Source organism: Streptomyces sp. NRRL F-5123, from assembly GCF_000721495.1.
Taxonomy (GTDB): domain Bacteria; phylum Actinomycetota; class Actinomycetes; order Streptomycetales; family Streptomycetaceae; genus Actinacidiphila.
In genome coordinates this window covers 1-13,335 of record NZ_JOHY01000015.1, presented here as the reverse complement: position 1 = coordinate 13,335, position 13,335 = coordinate 1, and the positions used below count along the sequence as shown (strand labels likewise).

Annotated in this window: 14 protein-coding genes and 2 pseudogenes; 7 read left to right on the top strand and 9 right to left on the bottom strand. The window is 70.6% G+C overall.

Annotated features, from left to right (window positions below):
• Positions 1-82 precede the first annotated feature (82 nt).
• Positions 83-1,513, top strand: coding sequence for a sugar porter family MFS transporter (locus IH54_RS0116340; RefSeq protein WP_199923400.1), 1,431 nt, complete (start codon positions 83-85; stop codon positions 1,511-1,513).
• A 235-nt stretch (positions 1,514-1,748) separates the two neighbouring features.
• On the opposite strand, the gene IH54_RS0116335 is transcribed toward IH54_RS0116340, so the two are convergent.
• Both IH54_RS0116335 and IH54_RS45575 read right to left on the bottom strand, forming a co-directional pair.
• The gene (locus IH54_RS0116335) at positions 1,749-2,720 is read right to left on the bottom strand and encodes an acyltransferase domain-containing protein (RefSeq protein WP_052397520.1); all 972 of its coding nucleotides are present in this window, start codon (positions 2,718-2,720) and stop codon (positions 1,749-1,751) included.
• Positions 2,717-3,307: a carboxymuconolactone decarboxylase family protein gene (locus IH54_RS45575; RefSeq protein WP_052397519.1), complete on the bottom strand. Its 591-nt coding sequence runs from the start codon at positions 3,305-3,307 to the stop codon at positions 2,717-2,719. Before IH54_RS45575 ends, IH54_RS0116335 begins: the two co-directional genes overlap by 4 nt.
• Before the next feature lie 457 nt (positions 3,308-3,764).
• Here IH54_RS45575 and IH54_RS45570 point away from each other — a divergent pair, with 457 nt between their 5' ends.
• From IH54_RS45570 to IH54_RS0116320, 3 genes are read left to right on the top strand one after another with little or no spacing between them, the layout of a single operon-like run.
• A complete protein-coding gene (locus tag IH54_RS45570; RefSeq protein ID WP_159011877.1) occupies positions 3,765-3,962 on the top strand; it encodes a hypothetical protein in 198 nt (65 codons plus the stop codon).
• Between the two features lie 5 nt (positions 3,963-3,967).
• Positions 3,968-4,588: an isopentenyl-diphosphate Delta-isomerase gene (gene idi / locus IH54_RS0116325; protein WP_234343557.1), complete on the top strand. Its 621-nt coding sequence runs from the start codon at positions 3,968-3,970 to the stop codon at positions 4,586-4,588.
• A 17-nt stretch (positions 4,589-4,605) separates the two neighbouring features.
• Positions 4,606-5,364, top strand: coding sequence for an HAD family hydrolase (locus tag IH54_RS0116320; RefSeq protein WP_159011876.1), 759 nt, complete (start codon positions 4,606-4,608; stop codon positions 5,362-5,364).
• A gap of 91 nt (positions 5,365-5,455) precedes the next feature.
• Here IH54_RS0116320 and IH54_RS0116315 read toward each other — a convergent pair whose 3' ends face one another.
• On the bottom strand, positions 5,456-5,872 hold the full coding sequence (locus IH54_RS0116315; protein ID WP_031517378.1) for a thiamine pyrophosphate-dependent enzyme: 417 nt from the start codon (positions 5,870-5,872) through the stop codon (positions 5,456-5,458).
• A 130-nt stretch (positions 5,873-6,002) separates the two neighbouring features.
• On the opposite strand from IH54_RS0116315, the pseudogene IH54_RS46170 reads away from it, so the two are divergent.
• Positions 6,003-6,137, top strand: a pseudogene (locus IH54_RS46170) (transposase); the annotation flags it as partial.
• 20 nt (positions 6,138-6,157) lie between these two features.
• Here IH54_RS46170 and IH54_RS0116310 read toward each other — a convergent pair.
• The 5 genes and pseudogenes from IH54_RS0116310 to IH54_RS0116290 form a co-directional block, all read right to left on the bottom strand.
• Complete coding sequence (locus IH54_RS0116310) at positions 6,158-7,270, bottom strand: ABC transporter substrate-binding protein (protein ID WP_031517376.1); 1,113 nt, start codon at positions 7,268-7,270, stop codon at positions 6,158-6,160.
• 218 nt (positions 7,271-7,488) lie between these two features.
• Positions 7,489-7,842: a hypothetical protein gene (locus IH54_RS0116305; RefSeq protein ID WP_031517375.1), complete on the bottom strand. Its 354-nt coding sequence runs from the start codon at positions 7,840-7,842 to the stop codon at positions 7,489-7,491.
• 342 nt (positions 7,843-8,184) lie between these two features.
• Positions 8,185-8,895, bottom strand: coding sequence for a TVP38/TMEM64 family protein (locus IH54_RS48100; RefSeq protein ID WP_420711768.1), 711 nt, complete (start codon positions 8,893-8,895; stop codon positions 8,185-8,187).
• Positions 8,896-9,021: 126 nt separating this feature from the next.
• Positions 9,022-9,219, bottom strand: a pseudogene (locus IH54_RS0116295) (phosphatidylserine decarboxylase family protein); the annotation flags it as partial.
• A gap of 168 nt (positions 9,220-9,387) precedes the next feature.
• Positions 9,388-9,879, bottom strand: a complete 492-nt coding sequence (locus IH54_RS0116290) for a GNAT family N-acetyltransferase (protein ID WP_199923399.1) — start codon at positions 9,877-9,879, stop codon at positions 9,388-9,390.
• Here IH54_RS0116290 and IH54_RS48095 point away from each other — a divergent pair, their 5' ends adjacent.
• Complete coding sequence (locus IH54_RS48095) at positions 9,880-10,251, top strand: aldo/keto reductase (RefSeq protein ID WP_199923398.1); 372 nt, start codon at positions 9,880-9,882, stop codon at positions 10,249-10,251. It abuts the gene before it with no gap.
• Positions 10,252-10,740: 489 nt separating this feature from the next.
• Here IH54_RS48095 and IH54_RS0116280 read toward each other — a convergent pair whose 3' ends face one another.
• Complete coding sequence (locus IH54_RS0116280) at positions 10,741-12,204, bottom strand: ricin-type beta-trefoil lectin domain protein (RefSeq protein WP_031517369.1); 1,464 nt, start codon at positions 12,202-12,204, stop codon at positions 10,741-10,743.
• A gap of 822 nt (positions 12,205-13,026) precedes the next feature.
• Here IH54_RS0116280 and IH54_RS0116275 point away from each other — a divergent pair.
• On the top strand, positions 13,027-13,335 hold a 309-nt coding region (locus IH54_RS0116275), incomplete at its 3' end, for an arabinofuranosidase catalytic domain-containing protein (protein WP_324607800.1).

Sequence of the window (13,335 nt, the reverse complement as noted above, 5' to 3'; positions counted from 1 at the left end):
GGACTACTCGGCCGCAGGTCGTGACGCGTAAGACCGACAACCACCCCCAGGGCCGTTGCGGCCCTCCAGGACGGAGGTCCTGATGGAAAGCACATCCCCCCCGGCCGGCTCCGCCACCGGACGGGACACCGGCACCATCGACAGTCCCCACAGTCCCCAGCGCGGTAACGGGCGCGGACACATGGCCAACGTCATCGTCATCACCATGGTCACCGCGGTCGGCGGGTTCCTCTTCGGCTTCGACAACGGCGCCGTCTCGGGCGCCACCGGATTCATCCAGGACCGCTTCCACCTCTCCCCCGGCGGCCTGGGCTGGGTCACGTCCAGCATCGTCGTCGGTTGCATCATCGGCGTGGTGTTCGCCGGGCGCCTCAGTGACGTGGTGGGCCGCAAGAAGGTCATGCTCGGCACGGCCCTCGTGTTCGTCGTCGGCGCCTGCGGCGAGGCGCTCGCCCCGTCCTCCGGCTGGCTGGTGTTCTTCCGCATCCTGGTCGGGATCGGGATCGGCACCGAGACCACGGTGGCCCCGCTCTACATCGCCGAGGTCGCCCCGGCCGCCGTCCGCGGACGCCTCGTCTCGTTCAACCAGCTCTTCAACACCATAGGCAACCTGGTGGTCTTCGCCATCAGCGCGGTCATCGCCCGCAGCAACAGCGAGGCGTGGAACATAAGTCAGGGGTGGCGCTGGATCTTCGCCCTCGGAGTGATCCCCGCAGCCGCCTTCTTCCTCCTGCTCTTCTTGGTGCCCGAGAGTCCGCGCTGGCTGGTCCGGAAGGGACGCAGTGACGAGGCACTGACCGTCCTGGAACACGTCAACGCCACGCCGGATGCGGCCTGTTCGGAACTGACGGCCATCCAGGGCGCCTTGGCGCAGGAACATGCCGGGCTGCGCGAGCTGCTGGCACCGGCACTGCGCCGCATGCTCGTCGTCGGGGTCGGAGTGGCACTCTTCCAGCAGATCACCGGCATCAACGCGATCTTCTACTACGCCCCCGAGGTGTTCCACACCGCCGGCTTCGGCTCCGACGGCGCCATGACGAGCACCGTGCTGATCGGCGTCGTCCTGGTCGTGGCGACCCTGGTGTCCATGCGCCTCATCGACCGCGTGGGCCGCCGCGCCCTACTCCTGGTCGGGTCCGCCGCGATGACCCTCCTCCTCGCCGGCACCGGGCTGGTCTTCCGGTCGGCCCACCCGAACGCCGCCCTGCTTCTCTTTCTGATCCTTGCCTACGTGGGGTTCTTCGCGGTCTCTTTCGGCACGGTCGCCTACGTGATCATCTCGGAGATCTTTCCCACCCGGGTCCGCGGTGTCGCCGCCTCCGTGGCGACCTTCGCGCTCTGGGGCGGCAACTATCTCGTCTCGCAGTTCTTCCCCGTCCTCGTCGACGGCATCGGGGCCTCCGGAACCTTCTTCCTCTTCGCTGGTATCTGCCTGATCGCCCTGGTCTTCACAGCGACGCTCGTCCCCGAAACCCGAGGCCGGAGCCTGGAGGACTTGGCGCAGACCGGATGACCAGCAGCTGCCCTCGATGGACCGTCTGAGCAGCGCCCTGCGTCCCGTCCAGGAAGATGCGCCTGACGTCGGGGAAGACGTACGCGAAGCGGCCGGTGACAGCGCACAGGCGGCGGCCACCAGGAGGGACACCGAAGCCGACAATGCGGGCGGGCGGCGGCGAGCGGTCGCCGCCGCCCGGCCGATGGCGAGGAGCCCATTTCGCCGCCTTTCGGTCGTGGTCGCCGAGGTGCGTTCACCAGGCGAAATCCGGTTCCGTGAAGGGTGCGTGAACGGCTTCGACGGCGGACAGCGCGAGGATTCTGCGGACGCTGGGTGCGAGCGCGCCTCCGGTGTCCAGGTCGAAGACCTGGCGCACTCCCGGGAAGAGGCTCTGCCGCAACGACGACGGGAAGTCGACGGGCAGCACGAGGTTGTCCGCCATTGCCCGTGGTAACGCGTCCCCGTCCCGGTACACCCGGCCACCGGCCGCCGAGTGCACCGGCAGGGCTGCGGGCCTGCGGGGGTAGGAGCTCACCACGGCGCACAGGACGTCCGCCTGGCGGCTCAGGCCCGGATGGTGCGAGCCGAACGGAACGGGTGCAAGCGCGGCCTTGACGCCCATGCCCGCCGCCGCTTCGCACACCGCCCGCACGTCGGCCCCTGCGACCGTCACCACCACGGACCGGTCGTCGAACACCAGGGCCAGGACGGCATCACGCGCCTTACTGCGTGCGACGACCTCGTCGGCCTCCTCCCGGGAGCACTGCAGGGCGACCATCCGGCCCGGGCAGCTCCGCTGTACGGCTGCTGCATCGAGCGCCAGGTGGATCCCGTCCTCCAGACCGAAGACGCCGGCGGCGGTCATGGCGGCGAAGTCGCCGGCGCTGACTCCCAGGACCACCGCCGGCCTGCCGTACCTCTCGGACAGTGACCGGTGGGCGGCGAGCGAGGCGGCGTAGGAGGCAAGTTCGAGGGTGTGCGCCTGCTGTAACTCTTCGGCGGAGGGCGGCTCGGCATCCGTGAGGAAGCGCGCCAGTTCCACGCCTCCCCGCGGGGCGGTCACTTCGTCCGCCTGTTTCGCGATCTGCTCGAAGATGCCCGCGAATTGCGCACTGCGGCGTATCGCAGCGAAAAGGGCGGCGGGCGCGAACGTTCCCTGGGGCGGGAAGACGTGGAGTGATCTGCCGGCGAAACCGGTCGACGCCGACTGCGCTGATTCGGTCACAAGGTGCCTCCTTCCGCCCGGGTCGTGCCCGGGGCGTCGGCCTTCTCGGCGGAACGACCGGCTGCGGCTGCGATCTCGGCGCTCGCCGGATCGACGTCCACGTCGAGAGCGTTCAGCAAATTCGCGAGCATGACGTAGTAACCGATCAGCATCAGCAACTCCACCGTCTGCTGCTCGCCGAGGGTCTCGCGCAGCGTCGACAGCGTCCGGCGGTCGAGTGTGTGGGTCTCCATGAGTTCGCGGACCGCCGCCAGCGCGCTCTCCTCGAGCTGCGTGAAGCCGTCGACGTGCAGGGCACCGCCCGCCGTGGCCGCGGTCTGCTCGGCGGTCATGCCGGTCAGCTCGGCGATCGGCGTGTGCTGCGCCAGCTCGTACACGCAACGGGCGTGTCCGGCGACGGACAGGACGACCGCCTCGCGCAGCCGGGGCGGCAGAGCGGTCGCCGACAGCAGAGCGACACCGAGGTCGACTGCCGGCCCCGCCACCGCCGGTGCGTGAGCGATCATCCGGAACACGTTCAGCGACACCGGTGAACGCGCCAGCAGCTCCTCCGCGGCGAGCGTTTGCGGGTAAGGGATACGTGCCATTCGTTCCTCCCGTGTGGTGGCCAAGGGAAAGATGACGCAGCGTTCGGCGGCGTCGGCGTGCACCGAGTACGAAGCGTCCTTCGGCCTCGGTGCCCGGCTCTCCCCGTCCGCGGCCCGTACACAGCGTCGGGCGCAGGAAGGCGTGAACGCGATGAAAGCAGCGACGGCGACCGGACACACATCGGTGTGCGTACTGCGTCGTTTTACTCGCGAGAACAGAGCCGGTCCGTGAAGGGTCGGGAAAACGTTCGAGGAACCGATCGTAGATTTCCTGTTCACACGCAAAACAGCGCATCGGTGTGCGCAAAGATGACACAATTGGCCAGATGTGGACGCGTGGGTGAGAGGTGTTGTCAGGCGTTCAGCCGTGCGCTTACCTGTCACCACCAGATGCGACAGCGGGCACCGTGATTCCTCGGTCCGCCGCGCACCCCGTCGTCGAAGGACGGTATGTGCCATGCGTGGAACCATTGCCCCGTTAGCCGTCGCCGCGGACGGCAGCGGCGTCGTCACCTGCCATCTGGGCGTGCAGAACACCTCCTACTCGCCCGGCCTCACTGTCGCATGGGCCGATCCCGGTACTCAGCCCTCCCGGTTCACCTTCACCAGTTCCCTGGCCCTCCGGCCCGGTCCTTTCCTCGTCACTGTTGTGTGACGTCCATGGACGATCCCTCCTTCGGTCAGGCGATGACCGGTGATGCCGAACATGTTGTGTTGCTCGACGAGAGCTGGAACGCGGTGGGCAGCATCCCGAAGGTACGGGCGCACCACCGGAGCACTCCGCTGCACCTCGCCTTCACCGCCTACGTCTTCGACGAGGCGGGCCGGCTCCTGCTGACCCGCAGGGCCCTGTCGAAGCGCACGTGGCCCGGCGTGTGGACCAACAGTCTGTGCGGACACCCGGCTCCGGGCGAGTCGCTGGTGGACGCGGTACGCCGCAGGCTGAGGGCGGAACTGGGAACGACGGCGGAGCGCATCGAGCCTGTGCTGGGCGCGGTGCGCTACCGGGCCACGATGGGCAACGGCATCGTCGAGAACGAGGTGGGACCGGCCGTACGGGTCCTGCAGGCGGCTCCGCTCGCCCCGAACCCCGACGAAGTCGACCGCGTACGGTGGGCCCCTTGGGAGGCGGTGCTGGCAGAAGTGGACCACCAGCGCTTGGAACTCTCCCCGTGGAGCGCCATCACGATCGAGCGCCTGCGCCGCCTCGGCCCCCACCCCCGGGAATGGCCCGTCGTGGGCGTACGGGATCTGCCCCCTCCCTTGCGATGCCGGGACTGACCCGGCGTCCGGTTCTCGTGCTCGACCTGGACGGCACGATCCATCCCGGCACCGTGGGGGCCGCCGTCTTGCGCGAGTTGGTCCGGGTGCGCGCCGTCCGGGACAACGCAGCCGGTGCGGCCTTGGCGGCTGTCGCCGACCGCGGCGCGGTCCGGAAGTCCTTTCGCGACACGGTCGAGACGGTCTACGCCCACTACACGGCCGCGATCGACGGGTTGCCCCACCAGGTCCTCGAGGAGGCCGCCCGCCGCGCCTGGCAGGAGTGCCGGGCCGGCGTGTTCCCTTTCGTGCGGCCGGTGCTGTCCGCGGCGGCCAGGCGGGGCTACGTCACGGCCGTCGTCTCCGGCAGTCCCGAGGAAGCGGTGGCGCAGGCGGCGTCGGACCTGGGCATCGCCCATGCCTACGGGGCCCGGGCGGAGACGGCCGAGGGACGCTGCCGTGCCCGTCTGCTCCGTGCCCCGGGACGTCCCGGGCAGAAGATCCGCTGCCTGCACGACCTGGGTGTGCGCCAGCCGCTCGATCCGGCCCGTTCCATCGCCTTGGGCAACAGCATGTCCGATGCCGGACTGCTCGCGGTGGTGGGCCACCCGATCGCCTTCGAGCCCGACGCCGAACTCGCCGCGCTCGCCCGTTGCCACGGCTGGCCGGTCGTGGACCGCACCACCGCCGAACGTGTCTGCCTGGACGCGATGGTGCGGTGCCACGATGCCGCCCCGAGCCCGGACGGCGCGGCGGACGTCAGACCTCAACGAGGGCCGGCACGACCGCCCCGCTGAGCGTCGTGATGCCCTCCGCGGTGTCGCGGGCGCCAGGCCGGCGACGAGGCCGGAGGCGGTGACCGCCGGCCGTGTCGCGGGGGCTGGGCGGTCATCCGCCGCTTCTGAGCGCCTCGGCACGTCCGCGCAGCGACCACGGCATCTCGTCGCCGTCCACGCGCGCGTCGATCACGAAGGGGGCGTTGCTGTGCAGCGCGTCGTCCAAGGCGGACGCGAACTCACCGAGGGTCCTCACGAGTGCCGCCCGGGCACCGAGTCCGCGTGCGATGGCGGCGGCGTCGAGCGGATGCGTGTACAGCGCCCCGCTCTCCCTGCCGAACAGCAAGTTCTGGAGGTTGGCGACCATGGCGTTGCCGCTGTTGTTGAGCACGATCCACACGACGGCCAGACCGAGTTCCGCCGCGGTGTGGATCTCCATGCCGCCCATGGCGAACGCCGCGTCACCCACGACCGCGACCACCGGCCGACATCCGGTCCGCGGGAGCCGCAGCAGCGGGCGCCGCAACATCCGAGGTACCTCCCGGCCGGGACGCCGCGGACCGTGGCGGACGCCCCGCCCGCGCATCCGGGCTCGCCCCTTCCGCCGCAAGGCGGACAGCCGAGCCGCTTCGTGAGCCGGCCTCCGCGCCGACCTCGGACGCGGCGGCGCTCCGTGGCGGGACGTGCCTGAGCGGTATGGCCCGTGGGAGACGGTCTACGGGCTGTTCCGGCGTTGGCAGCGGGACGGCACCTGGCATCGCATCTTTGAGCAACTGCGGGCCCGGGCCGACGCACGTCGGTCCTCCGTGCTTTCTCAGCCGACGTGGAGGACACGAAAACGATCGGGTTCCCCCGGGTCCCGGTCAACGACTTGGATTGGTGTCCAAGCCCATTGCCACACGCTGATGCCCGGCGTGCGGGAGAACCGGATCGGCCCGCGGGTGCCCTCGACCACCACGCGCGGCCACGACGCGGCGATGGCCGCCCGGTCCGTGCCGTGGGAACGCAACACCTCGGCGAGGACGGCGACGGTGTCCCAGCCCTCGAAGGCGACGAAGGAGGGCGCTTCGCCCAGCCGCTCGCGGAGCTCCTTCCCGACGCGTTCGCCGAGCGGACCGAGGCGCTCGGGCAGATAGCGCAGGAACGGGATCCCGGCGCCGTCCTCGCCCAGCGCCGAGGCCCATTCGGCGAACTCCGGTTGTCCGGCCGGAGCGCCGATCAGGATCTTCGCGAGCCGCCGGTCGCCCCGGACGGCTCTGACGATCGGCACCGCCGGCTCCGGATGGCCGACCAGCAGGAGCAGCGCCGTCGCCTCGTGCTCAACGAGTGCGTCGCACAGGGCCTCGGGGGTGAGCGCGTTCGTGTCGAGTTCGAGGACGCTGCCGCCGTGGGAAGCGAGGTGGTCCCGTAGGACTCGGGTCCCGGACGCCCAGTAGACGCTCGGCTGGGTCGCCAAGGCGATCCGACGCCGGCCCGCGCCGAGGAGGAAGTCCGCATAGATCCGCCAGCCGCGGGACTGGGCCGGGGCCAGGCGCGCGACCCACTCCGTCGGCTCCTCGGTGAGCGCGTCGAGCACCGCGGACGAGCAGAGGAACGGCACGCCGAGGGCGCCGGCTCTGGCGGCGGCGGCGCGGGCGACGACGCTGTGGTACTCCCCCGCCACGGCGGCCACGCCCAGGCCGGCCAGTTCGTCCACGGCCGCCGCGGCCCGCTCCGGATCGGCCGCGGTGTCCCGGACCACCAGCTCCAGTGGTCTGCCGTCGATCCCGCCGGCCTCGTTGACCTCGCGAACGGCCAGGTCGAGTCCTGCGAGCAGGTGTCGGCCCGCCTCGACCCAGCCGGGCCGTGTCAGCGGGACGAGAGCGCCCAGGCCGATGGACGACCCGTCTATGTGCTCTGCTCCGGACGGCGATGGTGGTGTATTCATCGGCTGGCGTCTCCCTTGGGACGATGCGGTCACGGTCCACCCGGAACGCGCGCCGGCCCGGCCGGCGGTTCGCACTCGTCACGTCTCGCCGCGTCGGGCGCGCCCGGGTGATCACATCGGCCATTGGATCCACCACCATCGCCCATAGGCAACCGACTATTTTTCGACGAGCTGCCAAGCTTCACCGTCATCGGCGCCGACGAACGAGGGCCTGCACCTCACAAGGCCACTTCTGAAACACGCCCTACGGTGGGCCGGTCTGGTGGCGTTGTCCGGGCGGCCTCGGTGGTGATGCAGGCCAGCGGGTTGAGGACCGGGACGGCCCCGAGGTGGGTGACGGGGCTACCGACGCCGCGGCCCGAGGCGACGCTTCCCAGCGCGGCGATCGCGGACGTGCCGCCGGCAAGGCGTGCCGTTGCGAGGAGGGTGTACATGCCCGTGCTCGTCCGGCCGGCGTTCCAGTGGTAGACCACGGTGTGGTTCACCACGGTGGGCAGCGTCGGCGAGGCCAGGCAGTCTGTGGCCTTGTCGAGCGCGGCGTCCGCGGTGCCGCTGGAGACGTCCGCGCCCACGCCCTCACAGCGAGTGCGGCCGGTGCGGCCGGCGTCGAACGCGGCGCCGGCCTCCTCCAGCAGGTAGGTGCCGGCGACCTCGACGGTCAGGGCCCCACGGTCGGCCAGGTGGACCGGCCTTCGGCCACGAGCCGGTGCGCGAGGCCGGTGTACGGGGCGACCGAGCCGGTCGTGCCCACGGTGATGACCTGGATCCGCATCGAGCGGCTCTCCTTCCGACCAGACCGACAGCGGGCTGGGCGTCCACTGCCCGCAAGGCGGCCGTCGCGGTGCCGGAGCCGGCCGGCCCGGGACGCCGCCAGGGTCTCCCGTAGTCGAAGCGGGCGACGGCCCTCGGCGGGGTCATGGAGGCGGACTCCCATCAGACGGTGCCGCCGGTGGCCGTGCTGAGGGCGGCGAGGTCGCCGTCGGGGCCGCGGACCTCGCGGAGGTGGACGAGGACGACGACGAGGTCGGGCAGGATTGGCTTCTTCCCTTTCGTCGGATGAGAAGAAAGACGCCGAAGACAACCACAGCAGCTGCGAAGGGACCCCAGACCACCGGGGACGACAGCGACGTGGCGACCGTGCCCATCGCGACACACGCACCTGTAGCAGGGAGCGTGCCGAGCGCTGTGGCCACCGCGAACGGAAGAACGGGCAGACGGCTGGAGCCCGCTGCCACACTCACCGCCGCAAACGGCATACCAGGCGTGATGCGCATCCAGAGCATGCTGATGAATGGTCGCCGCGTAAGGCGTGCGCGCAGGGTTTCGACGTGACGGCTACGGGCGCTCAGCAGGTGGAGGGCGTCGCTGCCCAGAAGCCGGGCGGCGACGTACCCGAGCAGGGCTCCGGCCGTGTTCCCCAGTACGGCGACGAGTAGCCCGACCGGCAGGCCGAAGAGAATGCCGGCGACAGCGCTCAGCGCGGGCTTGGGAATGAAGACGCACGTCCCCACGGCGTATATACCGATGAAAGCGAGTGCGGTGGGACCGGCTCCCGTCGTCCTGTCACCCGGACTCAGCAGACCAGGTGGTGCGTTCACAATCAGGATGATCGCAGCGCCCGCCATGACCACCACCAAAGCTCCAAGCCTTGCACCAGCCATGAGCCAGGTGGTTTGCGCGGATCCCCTCCTGCGCCGCATTGGGGCCGCGCCTCAGCAGCGGTCGAGGCGGGTCGCGCCCGCGATGGTCTTCTGCCCCTGAGCGATTTCGTCCTCGGGGCCGCGGAAGGACCACAGCGCCCCGGCCGCGAGCGCCGTAGTCGGCACCGCGATGGCCCAGGCGTGCTTCGGCCCGCGAGCGCAGACCAGGCCGGCGACGGCCGTGGCGACGGCCGGTGCAAGCCAGGGCGAGGCTCCGCGGGCGAGACGGACAAAGGAAGAATTAGGCATGCGTGCTCCGGACAACAATTTTCCGTCCGTCGGACGCCGGCGCCCACATCGTAGCGGGAGAAGAGGCTCAGCCTCGCGAGGGCTCCGATGCCGTCCCCTGTGCTCCGCCGGGGGCGCCGCGCCGACAGACTGTCGGCCGGCGCGGCGGAGGGGGCCTCGGCACACCCGTCAGAGCCGGAGCTGGAGCGCCGGGTGGCGCGGAACGTCGAACCCCAGGGACTGGTAGAGGCCGATGCCCTGGCCGGTCGCGTTGAGATTGATGACCCGCGCCTCGGTCGATGTGGCGAACCAGTCCAGCAGAGCAGCCAGACAGGCCCGGGCATGCCCACGGCGCCGGTGATCCGGGTGCGTGCTGACGTTGGAGACATGGCCGTGCAGGCCACTGAGGTTGGTCGGACCGGGCGTGTGCCGGTCACAGGTGCCGACGGCGCTGCTCACCACACCGGCCTCCGGGTCGTCCACCACGAAGGCGGCGAACTCCCCAGGACGTACGAGGTGTTCGGCGTACCAGGAACGGGCTGCCACCCGCCAGTGCGCGTCCGCCCCACCGACGGCCATGCCCATCTCGGTCAGCATGAGTGCGCGCAGTTCCACGAGCGCGTCGGCGTCCTCCGGATCGGCGCGGCGAACGATCGGCGGTGCGGCAAGGGGGCTGGACACATGGTCTCCGTCAGGGGCGTGCGGTCGAGATCGTGCGATGAATATCATGGGCCGTCGAGGCCGGGCGGGTCAGGGCCGACGGGGCGGGGTGATCGTCGGCCACTGGATCTCCGTCGGGCCCGCCGCCCTCACCTCCCGCACGGTCATCGCCGCCAAGGGCCGCTTCGGCCCCGAACGCGACAACGCCAGCGGCCTCTCCCGACGCAGCCTCGGCCCCGCCCGGAGTCCTCGCTGCGCCGCCTCGGCGTCGAGGCCGTCGACCTGTACCAGGCGCACGCCTGGGACCCGCTCACCCCCGTCGAGGAGACCCTGGCCTTCTTCGACGACGCCGTACGGGCCGGGAAGGTCCGCTACTCGGGACTGTCCAACTAACACCGGCCGGCAGGTGCAGAAGACGTGGACACTGCCCGTTCCGGGGGCCGGCAGGCCCCGTCCCCCTCCAACTGCAGGACAACCCGCCGGTGCGGGAGGGGGAATGGGAGCTTGTTCCCGCCGACCGGTCCGGGAGTGCGGCTTACTGCCGGCTCAGTGTCAGTCCGCCCCGTCCAAAGGCGTCCGCGCTCCCCTCGCTCACCCCCGTCGGCGACAGCAGGTCACCATCCGCGATGGGGCGAGCGTCGGTCTGCGGGTGAGAGGCCCATTGCGGGGGGCGAGCTCCCCCGCCCAGCTGCTTGCTCACCCACCGCCGTGGACGGCTTCCCCCGGACGGGGAGCATGTGCCGCTCTTCGGCAGTGCCGAACCACCTGCACCGGCCGGGTCCGCGGGCGACCTGGCGTGTCGGGCCGCCGGTCCCGGTCCCGCCGGGCAGCAGGCGGGACAGGACCGGCTCCCGGCGCCGGCAGCCGGCGGGACCGGCCGGGCTACTGGCGGCTCCACTTCTCGTTGCTGCCGCCGTTGCAGGTCCACAGTTCGACGAGGGCGCCGTTGGCGGTCGAGGCCCCCGTGACGTCCAGGCAGAGGCCGGACTTCACGTTGGTGACGGAGCCGTCGGCGTTGACGTTCCACTGCTGGTTGGTCCCGCCGTTGCAGTCCCAGATGACGACCTTGGTTCCCGCCGTGGTGCCGCCGCTGTAGGCGTCGAGGCACTTGGACCCGTACACCACCAGCTCCTTCGAGGCGTTGAGGGCCCAGGACTGGTTGGCGCCGCCGTTGCAGTCCCAGATCTCGGTCTGGGTGCCGTTGGCGGTGCCGGCGTTGGGCACGTCGAGGCAGCGGTTGGAGCCGGCGCCGCGCAGCAGCGTGCCGGTGCCGCCGGTTCCGCCATTGCCACCGGGGTTGGTGCCGGTGCCCCAGCCCCACTGGAGCCGGTCGAGACCGGACTGGTTGGTCACGCTCACCGAGAGGTTGGTGCCGCTGCCGCTCAGGGTGGTGATGGCGCAGGAGGCGTTCTCGCACGGGCCCGGCCCCTGCGTCTGGGTCGCGTTCTTGACGCCCGTCCACAGGACCGAGCCGATACCCAGGCTGCGGACGGTGTCGGTGATGCCGTAGAGGTACGACAGGTCGTTGACGCCGTCCTTGGGGCCGTTGTAGTCGACGCCCGTGTTCATGGGGACGCCGAACTCGGTGAGCACGGCCCGGTCGGCGTGACCGCACAGGTTGCTGGTGAAGTCGTTGACCCAGGCGGCCTCGGTGGTGTGGGAGTCACCGAACATGCCGTAGATGTGGATCGACAGCAGGGTGCCCGACAGCCGGGAGTCCGAACCGACCGCGCACAGGTTCCCGTCGGACCACAGCCCGGGCACGATCACGTGGCTGCGGGAGAGGCTCGGGTAGCGGGCCAGCCAGGAGGCCTCGAAGTTGGTCAGGTCCGTGGCGTTGTAGCCGTACGGCTCGTTCATGATGTCGAAGTAGAAGTTGCCGTGGCCGCCGTACTTGTTGATCATCGTGTCCCACATCTGGTAGAAGGACGCGGTGTCGCTGACCTTCCCGCCCTGCAGCCAGGGGGCGACGATGACGTTCATGCCCAGATCGGTGGCGGCGTCCAGAGCGGCGGTGTAGCTGTTCCACCAGGACCCGGAGGTCGTCGCCGCGTTGAAGCCCATGCGGACGGTGTTGGCCCCGAGGCCCTGGAACCCCTTGAGGATGGAAGTCGACTTCGTGTAGACGGTCGCGTAGCTGTCCGACTGCGACAGTCCCACCGGGATGTTGGGGCCGGTGATGAAGTTGTCGTTGGGATCCGCCCAGTTCACGCCGTGGAACTGGCTGGTGGACGCGGCGGTCGCAGCCGGGGCGGCGTGCGCTGTGGCGCCGGTCGCGAGGAGGCCGGCCACGGCGAGGGCTATGGCGGACAGGCCGGCGGTCAGCCGGGACGTTCTGATGTTCATCGGGTCTCCTGGCGGTGGGGGGTGACGACGCCAAGGGTGCTGTTGTGCGGGGCACTTGTTGGTTAGCGCTAACATTCCATCGGAACAGACAAGCCGCCTCCCGGCAGGGAGATGGGATGTCCGGCGGCCGAAACGGCAGCGTGCCCCAACGGGCATACCCTGTCAACCCTTGCGGCAGCCATCGCAGTTGAGAGCGCCAGCGCACCGCGGAGTCGCTCGGGCTCGACGACCCTTCCCGTACGGCCAGGCGTAGCACCGGGGCATGCCGTACGCCGACGACCGCTGTCCGAATCGGGGTTCACACCCCTTGACAGGCCCGCGACACGGAGAGGACCGTCTCCCCGAAACCCTTCGGCAATCCCACCGCAAAATGACGAACGGCGATGTTAGCGCTAACCAACGTCCGGCCTACCTCGACATCTCTGGCGCCTCTCCCCCACCGGCGGCAACGCCTTGGCCGGACCACGGGCCGGCAACGGTCAGTCCGACCAGCAGTGGACCCGCAGCTGATCCGAACCGAAGCGAACACCGAACGGCCCCACTCACGGCCCGCCCCACCCCAGGCCACGGGTCTCGGTCGGCACCCGGCCACGGGTCTCGGTCGGCACCCGGGCGCGGGCACACACGCCCCAGCAGCGCCGGGATGCCGACGAGGGCGCCGACAGCACCACGGTCGGCGCCCACCACCGTGATGTGGAGGCCCTCTCCAGCACCAACGACGGGTGGACCATCACCGGAATCCGACAGCCCCGGGCGCGGTCGGCCGCCTCGGTCCTGCTGCCCCGACGTCCGATGAGTTCCGAAGACAAGGAGCGACTCAACATGCACCGATCGTGGATGCGCCGCGTGCGGCGCGCACTCCTGGGGGCGGGCACCGTGGTGGCAGTCGCCGCCGGTGTCCTGACCGGCACGGCCGCCCCGTCGCATGCCGCGACACAGCAGCCGTGTGACATCTACGCCTCCGGCGGCACGCCCTGTGTGGCCGCGCACAGCACCGTCCGCGCCCTGTACGGCTCGTACACCGGGAGCCTCTACCAGGTCCGGCGCTCGTCGGACAACTCGACGAAGAACATCGGGGTGGTGGAGGCCGGCGGCCGGGCCGACGCGGCCGCACAGGACTCCTTCTGCGCG

Bases quoted from the DNA above. Each gene is read 5' to 3' on its own strand.
- IH54_RS0116310 (WP_031517376.1), bottom strand. From the start codon at position 7,270: ATGAATACACCACCATCGCCGTCCGGAGCAGAGCACATAGACGGGTCG.
- IH54_RS0116280 (WP_031517369.1), bottom strand. From the start codon at position 12,204: ATGAACATCAGAACGTCCCGGCTGACCGCCGGCCTGTCCGCCATAGCC.
- IH54_RS48095 (WP_199923398.1), top strand. From the start codon at position 9,880: ATGGTCTCCGTCAGGGGCGTGCGGTCGAGATCGTGCGATGAATATCAT.
- idi (WP_234343557.1), top strand. From the start codon at position 3,968: ATGGACGATCCCTCCTTCGGTCAGGCGATGACCGGTGATGCCGAACAT.
- IH54_RS45570 (WP_159011877.1), top strand. From the start codon at position 3,765: ATGCGTGGAACCATTGCCCCGTTAGCCGTCGCCGCGGACGGCAGCGGC.
- IH54_RS0116340 (WP_199923400.1), top strand. From the start codon at position 83: ATGGAAAGCACATCCCCCCCGGCCGGCTCCGCCACCGGACGGGACACC.
- IH54_RS0116315 (WP_031517378.1), bottom strand. From the start codon at position 5,872: ATGTTGCGGCGCCCGCTGCTGCGGCTCCCGCGGACCGGATGTCGGCCG.
- IH54_RS45575 (WP_052397519.1), bottom strand. From the start codon at position 3,307: ATGGCACGTATCCCTTACCCGCAAACGCTCGCCGCGGAGGAGCTGCTG.
- IH54_RS48100 (WP_420711768.1), bottom strand. From the start codon at position 8,895: ATGGCGGGCGCTGCGATCATCCTGATTGTGAACGCACCACCTGGTCTG.